Here is a 13,390-nt window from a genome sequence, read left to right on the forward strand (position 1 = left end):
TTTGACCTTGCCTCTGCCTTTGACCTGGCGTTGCCGTTGCCGTTGCCGTTGACGTTGACCTTGCCTCTGCCTCTGCCACTGCCTCTGCCCTTGACCTGGCCGCTTGGCATTACCCAATCGCGAGACGCCGTTTGGAAATGCCCTGCTTTGCTGGAGTCCCCTACTCGGGAAACCTTTACGCGAGATGCCATTTGGTTTCCCCGTTCTTCCAGGTCGGTCCCTTGGCTCACCCAAACACGCGAGACGCCTTTAGGCTGCGCCCTTGCACTTCAGGCCATCCTTCCATATGCCATCATTCACCCAGCGCGCTGTGGCCAGCCTTGGCACTTTTCGGCAGCATTCATCACAGACCCGAACCCTTACGCAAGTGCCCTTTGGGTTCGCCCGGTTTTTCTAGGTAGATCGATCGCCCTTTAGGAATCCCCCTTAGCCCTTTGGCAATATCCTTACGCGAGAGATTTTTGGATATCTGCCGTTAGGATCCGCTTTTCAGGGAAGCCTTACGCGAGATGCTTTTCGGCTTCGCCTTTTTGGAGTCCTTCGACCAAGGCCGAACCCTTGCGCGAGTGCTTTTTGGGTTCGCCCGGTTCTTCTCGGCAGATCGATCCCCTGAGATCGACCACCAATCATTCGACCAGGCCGGAATAACCTTACGCGAGCGCAGTTTGGTTATCGGTTTTTAGGAAAGTCCCACAGGGAAGCCATTACGCGAGGGCCGTTTGGCTTCGCCTCGTTCTTCTTGTCATCTCGCATCACAGGGACGCACCTCCAAGATACGGCAGTTGACCTTGGGCAGTCCTGGTCTTTCAGGCAATGCCCCCATGCGAGAGTATTCTGGGCATTCCGCCTTTCAGGCTCGACCTCCAGGGAATCCGGGTTGGCTTTTGGGGGGCTGGGTTCTCCTGAGGGTTCTTTGTCTCGCGCTTGCATATTTTGGCTTGGAGGTTTGGGTTTGATGGTTCGCAGTGTTTTGACCGGATGACGATAGATCGAGCATGGGACCTTGGTTTGGGGGTTTTGGATTGGGACTTTCGACCTTGATGCCTTACTTCCGCTTGCCTATTTTTTAATCAGATATTAAGAATTCTTCCCGCCCCATTCCTGCAAAGCTTCTAGTTAAATTCCCCGCCCCCCTTGGTTGAACTCCCCTAGCTCGAAAGAGGTGCGAAAAAGAGTCCGCAGATCTGGTTGATGAAGGCCGTGGCGCGATTGCTCGATCCGTTCAATCCCGCGGCGAATTCTTCTAGTTTCTTGTGCCCGCTCGAAGTCGAGCGCGGCGACCAAACGCATAGAGGGTGATACGCACCTGTTTATTCAACGATCCACTGGTACAGATTAGGGGGGCTGATCTAACGCGGTTACCCGAAATTGGACGTGACTAGGATGCTCAATCTATAAAAGCAAAAGGTCGCCCGTAACATTGATCGCGCTATATGCATTCATTCATGAACACGGCGCAGTTGGACCAGATCAGTTCATCTGATTCAGCTGCTATGAAGTCAAAATTCACGATAAATCCTATCGATAGACAAGGTCCGAAGAGGTGTTAAACCTCATTAAATTGTCACAGTCGTAACACAAATTACCAGGATATTATTATTCATAAATAAAGAATTTTACCGATTTAATTATGAAGAATTAAATCGTTTGGTGTTCTTTGCTCATTTGACTATCGTTGAATTAATTATTTAATTATTTAATTATTTAATTATTTAATTATTTATAATTAAATACGATGGAAATCAACCTCGGGAAGAAAACAGAATTCGGAAAAAAGCATGCGTGCGACGTGAAGTGGCGTTGGTGCACTTCGAACCCAAGAAACGATCGATGATACGATGCTGATCGATTTTTGCTGAGTATTTCCGATGCCAAACAAGCACAACACCGACCGCCGTCATCACATTGCGAAGATGAAGTTCAAGGTTCAGAACTGGCCGGAATATGAAGCGGGACTGCGGCGGCGTGGCAGCCTAACATTGTGGATTAAAGATGCGGCACTGGCCCAGTGGCAAAGCGTTGGGCCACGTGGGCAGGCACGCTATCAGGGCATTGCCATCGAGACGTGCTTGATGCTGCGTGCCGCCTTCAAGATGGCGCTGCGACAAACAGAAGGCTTGATGGCGTCGGTGCTGACGTTGATGAACCTGACGATCTCTGTCCCGGATCACACGACGGTCAGTCGCCGATCTGTCAGGTTGCCGATCATGAAATCAGCGCCGGCCCCAAAGGGACCGCTGCATGTGTTGATTGACAGTGGTTCTGTCGCGTTGTGCGGCACGAGACGGAATTTTCCGTGCTTAACATGGCTGCGGTTTAAGCAGGACGGACTTGTCCTGCCAAGGCATAAAACTGGTTTGCAAATGACATGACGGTGCCATCCATAGCGAACTGGCCCTTTCGAATCATGTGCATGAGTTCAACGCCAGCAATAACCTGGGCTGCGCCTCGGAATGACTTGAAGCCCAGCATCGGCCTGGTCACCCGTTTGATTGCACGATGGTCCTGCTCGACGATGTTGTTGAGGTACTTAACCTGGCGCACCACGATCGGGACGTCGCGGCCGGCGTTGATCGCATCGATGGCCGCCTTGTTGGCGCCGCTCTTGTCCATCGCGACCTTGTCAGGTTCGCCGTTTGCGCCCATGGCCTTGTCGAAGAAGCGCTTCGCCGCAGCCATGTCGCGCTTCGCCGTCAGCAGAAAGTCGACAGTCTTTCCTTGCTTGTCGACGGCGCGATAGAGATATTTCCAGACGCCCTTGACCTTGATGTAGGTCTCATCCATGCGCCAGCTCCCGCCGACCGGGCGCTTGTGTTTGCGAGCCATTTTCTCGATGAGCGGCAAGAAACGGATCGCCCACCGGTTGATCGACGAATGGTCAACCGACACACCGCGCTCTTCCATCATCTCCTCGAGGTGCCGGTAACTCAGCGGGTAAGCCACATACCAGCGGATGCAGAGCAGGATCACGTCGGTCGGAAAGCGCATCCCTTTGAAGTTAAGCATCTCGGTTCGTCCTAGGTTCGGGCACCGTAGTCTATCTGATCGGCCCAACGAATTCCGTTAATGCGACAGAGCCGGAAAGCGCATCCCTTTGAAGTTAAACATCTCGCTTCGTCCTAAGTTCGGGCACCGTAGTCTACCTGATCGGCCCAACGAATTCCGCTAACGCGACAGAACCCGCGCAGGTCTGGTGGTACGAGACCCCGCCGCGAGACAAGCCCTTGTCCAACCACTCTGCGTGCTCTCAGGCCGTCATTGAAGGAACGGTCTCCAGGATCTTAAGCACCGCGTCGAAGTCGGCCGGCTTGACCAGATGATGGTCGAAGCCAGCTTCGCGCGTGCGTTCACGGTCGCTGTCCTGCCCGTACCCGGTCAAGGCCACCAGCACCAGATCCTTCAGTGCAGGCAACTGGCGGATGCGTTGGGCCACTTCCAGCCCTGTGAGGCCCGGCAGGCCGATGTCCAGCAGCACCACGTCTACCGGAAAGCTCTGGACTGCCTCCAGCGCCGCTGCGCCATCGTGGACAACCCGGACCTCGTGCCCCTGCATGGCCAGCAGGGCCCCCATGGACTCGGCGGCATCTACGTTGTCGTCCACCACCAGCACGCAGCAGCACTTGTCGGCAGGCCGGACCACTTCTGCTTGCGGCGGCAACAGCGGCTTCAGATTGAGGGATGTGACGGGCAGCCGCACGACGAATTCACTGCCCTGACCCACGACGCTGGTGACGACTACGTTGCCCCCATGCAGTTCGACCAGGCGCTGCACCAGGCACAGGCCGATTCCCAGGCCGCCTTGCGAGCGCTCCAGTGACTTTTCCGCCTGCGTGAACAGGTCGAAAATGCGCGGCAGCAGGTCGGCGGCAATACCGATGCCCGTGTCCCGCACCCGCAGCACGGCCTCCTGGCCCTCCTGGGTGACCGACAGCCAGATGCGCCCGCCCGGATCGGTGTACTTCGCGGCGTTGGTGAGCAGGTTCACTACCACCTGCTCCAGCCGCGACGCGTCGGCCTGTAGCCAGACCGGGTGAGGCGGCGCACATACCTCAAGCACATGCCGGCGCTCCTCGATCAGCGGCTGGGCGGTCTCGATCGCGTGGTCCAGGACGCCGCTCAGGGCGATGCGCTCCAGGCGCAGCAGCACGCGGCCGGTCGAGATGCGCGCGATCTCCAGCAGCTCACCAACAAGGTGATTGAGTTGCCCGACCTGCCGCTCGATGATGCGGCGGGCCTGTTGCTGCAGCGGGTCTTCGTTGGCCTGCAGCCGCAGCATGTGCAAGGCATTGGTTAGGGGCGCTAGTGGGTTGCGCAGCTCGTGGCTGAGCATTGCCAGGAATTCGTCCTTGCGCCGGTCCTGGTCGGTGAGCGCCTGCGCCTGCTCCTGCAGCTTACGCTCGACGTTCCTGCGCTCGGTGATGTTGTTGAAGATCACCGCCACCAGCTTGAAACGGTCGATCGAATTTTCGATGGCACGGCACAAGCTGGGGGCCGTTGTCCAGCTTTTGCCAATGTAGTCCTGGGCACCGGCTTGCAACACGTTTGGCCCGGCGCTGTCATCTACACCGTCCCAGCCCGTCATCACCACGACGGGGCAGGGCGGCATGCTGGATGCACCGCACAGCGTGGTCAGCCACTGCGTGCCATTCTGGTCGGGCAAATTGAAGTCCAACAGCACGCAGTCAAAGGGGACGGCAGTGCCTGACAGGCTTTGCGCCCGGTTGTCCAGAACCATTTGCAAACCGGTTGCACCGATTGCGGCCTCGGTGAAACGGCAGGTGCGCCCAGACCCCGTGATCAGCAGCTTCCTGAATTCGGCCCGGTCATCGGGGTTGTCATCAATGATGAGAATGTGCCAATGCTTGGGGTGTTCCATTAGCGCTCCAGCGATTGCTCGGTCGGCAGCACCACATTGCCCAGCCAGTAAGCAAACACGCTTCGCAACACCTCCAGATGCTCCGCGTGGCTGACCGGCTTGACGTGGTAGGCATTGGCCCCAAAGGTGTAGCAAAAATCGACATCGCGCGGGTTGGAGGAGGTGCTTACCACCACCACCGGAATGGCGCGGAGCAGCTCATCCGCGTACATCTGCTCCAGTGCGTATCGCCCATCGCCGTGCGGCGTGTTGAGGTCCAGCAGCATTAGCGCTGCTTGGATTGGGGGCCGTTCGGGCGTGCCGCGCAGCAGCTGCAGGCAGTCATCGCCCGATACAGCCCGGCGCACCTCATACCCAATACCGGCCATCCGGGCCGCCGTCATCACGGTTTCAAAGTCTTCGTCCGAATCCTCTACCACCAGCACCGGGTGCGCGCGACGCAGCCGGGGCACCACCGGGGTAGCCGATGGCAGTGCTTGCGTGTCGTCCCTGGCGCTGGTCATGGATTGGCCTTGAGCGTTCCTGGAAGCGTGAAATAAAACGAGCTGCCCTCGCCCACAGTGGACTCCAGCCAGATGTCGCCGCCATGGCGCTGCACCACTTTTTGCACCACTGTGAGGCCCGCGCCCATTCCACCACCAAATTCGTCGTGCCCATGCAGGCGCTTGAACATGCGAAACACTTGTTCAAAATCGCGCGGCTCGATGCCAATTCCGTTGTCGCGCACGCAGTAAATGATCTGTTCTTTGGTCTGCGGCGGTGCGGCCTGGCGCAGGGCGGTGTCACCTTGGTCAATGTAAGTTAGCTCTACCAGCGGCTTGTCGTGCAGGTTGTACTTGAAGGCGTTGCCGATCAGGTTGCTGAAAACCTCCCGCACCCGCACCGGGTTGCATTCGATGGTGGGCAGGGGCCGGGGGATGCTGATGCGGCAGGTGTCGTCATTGCGGTGCACGCCGATCATCTCCAGCGCGTCTTCCACCAGTTCGTTCAGATTCACCGACTCGAACTCCAGGTTGGTGCGGCCCACCCGCGAGAAGTGCAGCAGCGAATTGAGCAGGCTGTCCATGCGCAGCGTCAGACGCATCAGGCTGTCCAGGCGCGTGCGGTCGCCCGGGGACAGCGTCTGGGCGTTTTCCAGCAGCTGGTGGGCGAAGCGGTTGATGCCGCGCAGCGGCTCCTTGAGGTCATGCGAGGCCACGTAGGCGAAGGCGTCCAGCTCTATATTGCTGGCCGTCAGGTCCACGTTGTTTTCTGATAGTTGTTCCGTTTGCGCGATCACCAATTCCATCACCAGTTGCCGCAGGCGCAGCGCCGAATCGACCTCCAGCGCGCTCCATGGCAATGCGCGGCCCTGCACCGATTCAATGAACAACTCAAACGAGCGGCGCGGCGACAAGCGCATGCCGTGGGGGCCAGACACCATGGGTTTGTCGGCGGGGTCACCGGCCCAATGCACGGTTTGCGGGGTCTCTGGCCGGAACCACAGGATGAGATCACGCCGCAGCCGCGATACGCGCACGGCAATTACGCCGCTGGCGACGTCGGCAAACGCGTGGCCCGCAGGGTAGTCGCGCGCCAGGCCGTCGGTGACATAGGCGGGGCGCGTGCTGGAGTCAAAGTCGGGACGTGCGTTGAGCCACTCCGCCAGCGCATCAAGCTGCTCTACCGTGGGGGTATTGCCCGCGCACCACCAGCGGTCACGGTGGTAGAGCGCCGCGCCGTCGGCTTCCATGGCGTCCAGGAGCGAAGGTTGGTTGTCGGACAAGGCCAACAAGTCGCCCTCGCGCGCGGCTTTAACCATGAGTTTTTGGTGCACGCTGTCCATCTTGACACGGTAGGCGAGTTGCTCTACCCGCTCGGTCACCTTGAGCTGCAGCGAGGCCACCTGGGCCAGCAGTTCGCAGGCCGAGCGCAATGCATGCGAAAAATGGGTGGGCGTCAGGTGGTGGCAGGCCACCATGCCCCACAGCTCGCCTTCAATCAAGATCGGCATGGTCAGCGAGGCGGCCACGCCCATGTTGGCCAGGTACTCGGTGTACATCGTGGAGGCACCGCGCAGCGCGCAGTGCGTCATGTTCAGCGGCTGGCCTGTGTCGGGGTTGGCCAGCGGCGTCATCTCGACCAGCGGCTCGGCCGCGTTGGGCACGGGCCGGATCCAGATGCGTTGGTAAATATCGCGGGCGGGTTTGGGAATGTCGGTTTCCGGGTAATGCAGCCCCAGCCACGCGGGCAGGTCACTGCGCTTGTTTTCCGCCACCACCTCACCATGGTTGTCGGCGTGAAACTTGTATACCATGACGCGGTCCAGCGCGGTGATGTCCCGCACTTCGTCGGCCACTTGCTGGCAAAAGGCGCGCACGCCCACCGCCGTCTGCAGGCGGCTGACGGTGTTGGTGACGCGGGTGAAAAAATCGCCATCGCCCACTCTGGCGGTGCGGCCGGTAGCCTCAAACTCCAGCAGCAAAGTGCCGTCGTAGGTGTGCGCGCAGACGTCAAGGGCCTGTACGTTTGCCTGTGCCGGCAGCGGCGTATCCATCGTGAAGGCGTAGACCGTGTTGCGTTCCAGCGTCTCGTGCGCCAGCATGCTCTGCAGCCGTTGCAGATTGATGGCGCCTATCACCCGCTCAACCGGTGTGCCAAGCAGCGCCGCTGCCGCAATGCCAAAAAACTCTAGGGCGTTTTCACTTATTTGCAGGATGGCCATGTCGGCCAGCCGCACCGCCATCAGCACACCATGTGCCTGAATGCAGCCCGGTGTCTGTACGGGCTCGCTGTCGCAGGTGGTAATCGTGGTGCCGTGGCGCTTGATGCTGTAGGGGCCGTTGGCCCAGTGCACGCCGCCTTCTGTGGAAAAATCGTCCGCCGTTGGTAAGTCAATGGGTTGGGCGTTAGGCAGATTGGAGGTAATGGTGGGCTGTCGTTTATGTTTGTGCATTGGAAAGTTGGAAACAGCCAGTGGGTCAGGGTTTAAAAGGTGCGGTTTCCGCCCGCAACGATCGCCGCGTGGCGGTGTTCATCGTCGTGCAGATCGGCATGATTCGACAACATGGTGAAAAAAGCCTTCCAGTTGGATCCAGTTTGCGCGCCGTAGCCATCAAAAAACGCGCCGCCTGATTCAGGTGTTAGGCCCAATTGGGTTTGCAGTTGCCGCGTGATGATGCGCCCGCCCAGAGTGGCACCCTCGATTACATAGAGGCAGCCCAAAAGATCCTCTGGGGTGGTCAGGTCAGGCAGGTTGGTGCAGCGGGGAATTGCAGCCAACTCTGCAGAACTACTGCCCAACGCCAACAAATCTAGCGTCAGACGTGGCGTCTTTTGTCGGGCGGTGTAGTCAAACGCCAGCGACCGCCAGTACGGTGAGACCATTAGTTGGGATTCTAGCGGTGCGTAAAAGCTGAAGAAGCGACCCACAAACTGACTATAGCTACTGAGCGACAAGCATCGTTCATCAACGGCAACTGGTCTTCCAATGCGGTATGGCAGGCGCTGGTTGCCAATTTCAGACGTTTCATTATCATGAATTTTACGAGCCCAAGCATTAAGCGCATAGGAAATTTAAACTACCCAACCAAATTATCGCACAAGAAATCAATAATCACAATGCAACTTTCATTGCCGTTGCTTGACAGAGTAGGCCGCTGTAGCGCGCTTGCGACTCGTTCAAGGCCTGCTCTTTGTGCCTGCGTTCGGTGATGTCGACGGCGTTGCCGATCCATTCACGGATAGACCCTTGCGCATCGAGCAGCGGCACCGCCCGCGAGTGCGTCCAGCCCACGCTGCCGTCCCGCCGACGGACCCGGTGCTCCATCTCGAACCTGCCCCGGGTGCGGATCGCCTCGGCGATCGTCGCCAGCACGCGCGTCTGGTCTTCGGGGTAGATGTACTCGGCCAGCCAGCCGTCCGTTGGCCGGGGACGTCGGCGAAGAAGTTGCGTCCGACCGGTTGGCACAGCTCGCTCCAGTCGGCGTTCATGCGGTAGACCACGTCGGTACCGGCTGTGATGAAGGCGTAAAAAAGTTTCTCGCTGATGCGCAAGGCTGCCATTGCCTCGACATGCGTCAATACCGCTTCCGGCGGCGGCTGGATCCAGCTTGCATTCGACATCGGCGACCCTAGGTTGCGCGGAAGACGGTGGTGCCGGAGAGTCCGAAGTCGAATTCAGCCATTGGATTATGACAGCTTCCCCCCTTAGCCACTTTGAAATTTCCCGACCATTGGCCGGGGTCGCGATAGGAAGGTCGAGCTGCGAAGCGCAGGCGCACCCGAACGCGAATCGCTAGGCGTTCTCGACGCATGGATGTGAGCCCGCAAAAAGCGTGGAAAGGATGGTATGCGTCAGGGTTGAAAGATCCTGAAATTTCAATGAACCCGCGCGTGCAGACGTTGGGGTCGAGCATTTTTGAGATTTATTTTACTTATCCATTCCCTACGGGCTTTGGGGTGTAAACAGCCGACCAATCGGCTCGGGAAAGACTCTTCAATATAGCGCCATAGGCTTAGCGTGCTATTTTTCCGTTTTCCCTCTTCTCTTCTATTATGGGCTGGAGGATGAGCCAGAGTTGCTGGCAATTGCTGAGGAATTGGTTGGTCGCTCGAAAAAAGTAGTGCGGCGCGACCGGCAGCTTTGGGGCGACAGCGGTCATTCCAAGAGTTGCCGGCAGCGCCCCAGATTGTCTGACGTCGCGCTTGGGGAACCAGCCTGGAGGCCGGCCAAGGTAAAGAGAGGGTACTCACGCCGGCATGGTTCGGAACGAATCCCCCTCAAACCTACTAACAATATAAACGATTTATAATAATAATAACGTCTATTGCGTCGGCGCCTTCCGCCCCTTTTCGGTTGGTGGTTTGGACGCTTCTGACGCCGGTGGCAAGGCACGATAGCTATCCCCATCGAGTACGAGCTTGTAAGCGCCATGGCGTAAGCGATCCAAGGTAGCCGCGCCGATCATCTTTTTAGCCGCGAAGGCGGCGCCCCATTCGTCGAAGTGGAGGTTCGATGTCAGGATGGTCGCCGTTCTATCGTATCGCTCAGCAATCAGGTCGTGGAAATCCTCGTCCTCGGGCGGACGGAGCGGCTTCAGGCCAAAGTCATCGATGATAAGCAGCGCCACCTTGCTGAGGTACTGCAAACGCCGTTCGTACGTTCCCATCGCCTGTGCGGTGCGCAGACTGGCCATCAGCTGGGTCTGGGTGATGAACAGCACGTCATAGCCCTGGCGCGCTGCGGCGTGTCCCAGGGACTGCGCCAGGTGGCTCTTGCCTGTCCCGCAGGGGCCCGCGATGAGCACAGCTACTTTCTCGTCAATGAAGCGGCAGGTGGCCAAGTCATGGACGGCGGCGCGGTTCAAGCCGGGCAAGCGGTTGAAGTCGAACCCGTCGAGCGTCTTCTGGTTGCGGAAGTTCGCCCGGCGCATGCGCTGCGCTAGCTTCTTCTGGTCGCGGCGGGCGACCTCGTCATGAATAAGCAGACTCAGGAACTCGGTGAAGGACAGCTTGCGGTCGATGGCTTCGCGGTTGCGCACCTCCAGCGAGTCGAGGATGCCGGACAGGCACAGTTGTTTGAGCGGGGAAGTCAGTTCTGGAATTGGATGCATGGTCGTTCTCATTGGAGGATGGTGCTGGTGGCGCGGTAGAAGCGGCCGCCCTCAGTATAGGTGCTGGCCAGCGCGTCGAACGCCGCCAGCAGGTCTTGCTGGTCGAGGCCTTTCTCGAGGATGCGCTTGACGACGTTGAGACCGGGCGTGCCATAGTGGTTGGCGCGCGAGCAGGCCGCTTCCAGCCTGACCGCGCCGTATTTCTTCTGCAGCCCAAGCACGCCCTGCACGACGCGCATGCGGATCAGCACCTTATCGCCGAACATCGCACGGACCATGGCCATGCATGCCGGGCCCACCCGTTCTGCTTCGGCCATGCACCACTTTGTGTCCTTGAGTAGCCAGGCCTGCGCCTCCGGCTTAAGCGCATCAGCAACCTTTCAATTACCCACAAATTCCTTGTAAACCGTCAGCAGTTCGGTTAACTTTTTCGCATGAGGAATTCGATCGCAATCAGATAACGACGAGGTAAACGCCAAGTGCTTCCGGGTCTCGTCGCCTGTTGTCCCATGAGCGGGAGCAGGAGCAGACTTGGATGGACAAAAAAAATGCCGCCTGTAATTTCCGGGACGAGCGCCTCAAGAAACGTTTTCGGCTATTGCTTGAGCAGTTCTGGACAAATATGGGGCAGACCATTCCGTTTGCCTGTCAGGATTGGGCAAATACGAAAGCAGCCTACCGATTTTTTGCCAACGATAAGGTTAGCGAACAAGACATTTTGGGCGAGCATTTTCAAGCGACGAGTGAACGCTTCGCCGATTCGGACGGGTCAATACTGATCCTTCAAGACACAACGACGTTTTCCTATCAGCGGGAGCACCCGGAACGCATCGGATTCACTGGGAAAAGTGGTATTCGCAAAGTCGATGGACGCAACAGGCTGTTGACTCAATGCGACATTCTCATGCATTCGAGCTTAGCCATCACCACGGAAGGCGTACCTCTTGGCCTTGCAGCGATCAAGTTCTGGACCCGCAAAAAATTCAAAGGCTGTAACGCACTCAAGAAAAAAATCAATCCGACGCGGGTACCGATAGAGGAGAAGGAAAGCTAGGTTCTGTCGCGTTGTGCGGCACGAGACGGAATTTTCCGTGCTTAACATGGCTGCGGTTTAAGCAGGACGGACTTGTCCTGCCAAGGCATAAAACTGGTTTGCAAATGACATGACGGTGCCATCCATAGCGAACTGGCCCTTTCGAATCATGTGCATGAGTTCAACGCCAGCAATAACCTGGGCTGCGCCTCGGAATGACTTGAAGCCCAGCATCGGCCTGGTCACCCGTTTGATTGCACGATGGTCCTGCTCGACGATGTTGTTGAGGTACTTAACCTGGCGCACCACGATCGGGACGTCGCGGCCGGCGTTGATCGCATCGATGGCCGCCTTGTTGGCGCCGCTCTTGTCCATCGCGACCTTGTCAGGTTCGCCGTTTGCGCCCATGGCCTTGTCGAAGAAGCGCTTCGCCGCAGCCATGTCGCGCTTCGCCGTCAGCAGAAAGTCGACAGTCTTTCCTTGCTTGTCGACGGCGCGATAGAGATATTTCCAGACGCCCTTGACCTTGATGTAGGTCTCATCCATGCGCCAGCTCCCGCCGACCGGGCGCTTGTGTTTGCGAGCCATTTTCTCGATGAGCGGCAAGAAACGGATCGCCCACCGGTTGATCGACGAATGGTCAACCGACACACCGCGCTCTTCCATCATCTCCTCGAGGTGCCGGTAACTCAGCGGGTAAGCCACATACCAGCGGATGCAGAGCAGGATCACGTCGGTCGGAAAGCGCATCCCTTTGAAGTTAAGCATCTCGGTTCGTCCTAGGTTCGGGCACCGTAGTCTATCTGATCGGCCCAACGAATTCCGTTAATGCGACAGAGCCGTAAACCGTGCTTTCGTACGCCTCGATGAGCATCAGCAAAACCTCGAAGCGGTCGCCTTCCGGCGAACCCGGAACGGGTTCGTGATCGACGTACCAAGACGCTGCCTCCAGCGCCTGCTGGTACTGCTCTTCAGTGCGGATTGGTTTGAGTTCCATTTCTTACTCCATGTTGATCGTGGCCGCGTCGATCCTGACGTATTCGGCGTGCGTGCCAATAAACTTGATGTAAATCGCGCCAAACTGGTAGGCGATCGCGACAATCAGGCGGTGGTCATTGCCCTTGATGTTGAACACCACCCGGTTCTGCCCGACCACACTGGCATTGCGGTACTGATTCTTGATGTCCTGCGGCGTCTGCCAGCGCGCCGCGCTCGCTTCCTCGTGCCAGGCTTTCAATGGCTGCTCGGTGCCGGGGTGCCGTGTCCAGTACGCGACCAAGTGTTTTTTCGAGATGATGCGCATGGGTGTAGTTTAGTCCCGCAACGGGACCAATGCAAGCACCATGGATCGTTGACAAGGGGATGTATACCGCAACCGCCGATTTTTCCAGCCATTGCTTAGAGCGAGCACTGGCGAGGTTTAACGCTAAAAAGCGTTTCTCGAAACTGGCTGCTGTTGGGTTTAATCGACGTTATCGCACGGATAAAACTAGTACAGAAGCCAACGACGGACCGATTAAATGACTGAAGACCTTGCCTGCGAGATTTTACGGCGGAATTTTCGGCGGTTGCGGCGTTCATCCATTCCCGGACCATTAAAATTCCATTGCTTTGATGGAAGTATTTCGCTCGCCGGTGTTAACCAAAATTGGCAGCTTTTAAACCACGCCCATAAACCAACGTAGTTACACTTTTTGGCTTTTTGCTTAAGTACTAACGGAGTGTGCGCCACCGAACAGACTTGAGAATGCACCCTTCCGCATAGTGCGCCATAACCCTCACGACCTTACGCATCGATCACCTTACGTACCCGATTGGCAACAAAAGAGATGATGCAGCAGTCGACCCGAGCCGTGATGTCGGCGTTTAATCCCGCCGTTTGCAGCC

At 57.8% G+C, this 13,390-nt stretch carries 13 protein-coding genes; 2 read left to right on the forward strand and 11 right to left on the reverse strand.

Annotation, left to right across the window (positions count from 1 at the left end; translation table 11 throughout):
* Window positions 1-1,868 precede the first annotated feature (1,868 nt).
* Entirely contained in the window at window positions 1,869-2,372 is a 504-nt protein-coding gene (locus tag QN370_RS17380) for a transposase (protein WP_322129357.1), read from the forward strand.
* Here QN370_RS17380 and QN370_RS17385 read toward each other — a convergent pair.
* From QN370_RS17385 to QN370_RS17420, 8 genes are all read right to left on the reverse strand, one after another.
* Window positions 2,317-3,006 carry an IS6 family transposase gene (locus tag QN370_RS17385; protein WP_322129358.1) on the reverse strand — a complete coding sequence of 230 codons (690 nt, stop codon included), beginning with the start codon at window positions 3,004-3,006 and terminating at the stop codon, window positions 2,317-2,319. The genes QN370_RS17380 and QN370_RS17385 overlap by 56 nt on opposite strands.
* A gap of 241 nt (window positions 3,007-3,247) precedes the next feature.
* The gene (locus tag QN370_RS17390) at window positions 3,248-4,876 is read right to left on the reverse strand and encodes a response regulator (protein ID WP_322129359.1); all 1,629 of its coding nucleotides are present in this window, start codon (window positions 4,874-4,876) and stop codon (window positions 3,248-3,250) included.
* Window positions 4,876-5,379 carry a response regulator gene (locus tag QN370_RS17395; protein ID WP_322129360.1) on the reverse strand — a complete coding sequence of 168 codons (504 nt, stop codon included), beginning with the start codon at window positions 5,377-5,379 and terminating at the stop codon, window positions 4,876-4,878. The genes QN370_RS17390 and QN370_RS17395 overlap by 1 nt, the downstream gene beginning before the upstream one ends.
* Window positions 5,376-7,811: an ATP-binding protein gene (locus QN370_RS17400; protein ID WP_322129361.1), complete on the reverse strand. Its 2,436-nt coding sequence runs from the start codon at window positions 7,809-7,811 to the stop codon at window positions 5,376-5,378. Before QN370_RS17400 ends, QN370_RS17395 begins: the two co-directional genes overlap by 4 nt.
* A gap of 32 nt (window positions 7,812-7,843) precedes the next feature.
* Window positions 7,844-8,314, reverse strand: coding sequence for a biliverdin-producing heme oxygenase (locus tag QN370_RS17405; RefSeq protein WP_322129362.1), 471 nt, complete (start codon window positions 8,312-8,314; stop codon window positions 7,844-7,846).
* A 157-nt stretch (window positions 8,315-8,471) separates the two neighbouring features.
* Complete coding sequence (locus tag QN370_RS17410) at window positions 8,472-9,107, reverse strand: PAS domain-containing protein (protein ID WP_322129381.1); 636 nt, start codon at window positions 9,105-9,107, stop codon at window positions 8,472-8,474.
* Between the two features lie 574 nt (window positions 9,108-9,681).
* Complete coding sequence (gene istB / locus QN370_RS17415; RefSeq protein WP_322129363.1) at window positions 9,682-10,470, reverse strand: IS21-like element helper ATPase IstB; 789 nt, start codon at window positions 10,468-10,470, stop codon at window positions 9,682-9,684.
* An 8-nt stretch (window positions 10,471-10,478) separates the two neighbouring features.
* Window positions 10,479-10,787, reverse strand: a complete 309-nt coding sequence (locus QN370_RS17420; protein WP_322129364.1) for a hypothetical protein — start codon at window positions 10,785-10,787, stop codon at window positions 10,479-10,481.
* 218 nt (window positions 10,788-11,005) lie between these two features.
* Here QN370_RS17420 and QN370_RS17425 point away from each other — a divergent pair, with 218 nt between their 5' ends.
* The gene (locus QN370_RS17425) at window positions 11,006-11,524 is read left to right on the forward strand and encodes a transposase DNA-binding-containing protein (RefSeq protein ID WP_322129365.1); all 519 of its coding nucleotides are present in this window, start codon (window positions 11,006-11,008) and stop codon (window positions 11,522-11,524) included.
* A 57-nt stretch (window positions 11,525-11,581) separates the two neighbouring features.
* On the opposite strand, the gene QN370_RS17430 is transcribed toward QN370_RS17425, so the two are convergent.
* Genes QN370_RS17430 through QN370_RS17440 form a run of 3 tightly spaced genes read right to left on the reverse strand, consistent with a single transcriptional unit; the run spans window position 11,582 to window position 12,806 of the window.
* Complete coding sequence (locus QN370_RS17430) at window positions 11,582-12,271, reverse strand: IS6 family transposase (RefSeq protein ID WP_322129358.1); 690 nt, start codon at window positions 12,269-12,271, stop codon at window positions 11,582-11,584.
* Window positions 12,272-12,302: 31 nt separating this feature from the next.
* Window positions 12,303-12,500 (reverse strand): hypothetical protein, encoded by a 198-nt coding sequence (locus QN370_RS17435; RefSeq protein ID WP_322129366.1) that lies wholly within the window; start codon window positions 12,498-12,500, stop codon window positions 12,303-12,305.
* A gap of 3 nt (window positions 12,501-12,503) precedes the next feature.
* A complete protein-coding gene (locus tag QN370_RS17440) occupies window positions 12,504-12,806 on the reverse strand; it encodes a type II toxin-antitoxin system HigB family toxin (protein ID WP_322129367.1) in 303 nt (100 codons plus the stop codon).
* Between the last annotated feature and the right edge of the window lie 584 nt (window positions 12,807-13,390).

Origin of the sequence: Actimicrobium sp. CCI2.3 (assembly GCF_035019065.1) — a bacterium.
In the GTDB taxonomy this organism is placed as follows: Bacteria; Pseudomonadota; Gammaproteobacteria; order Burkholderiales; family Burkholderiaceae_D; genus Actimicrobium.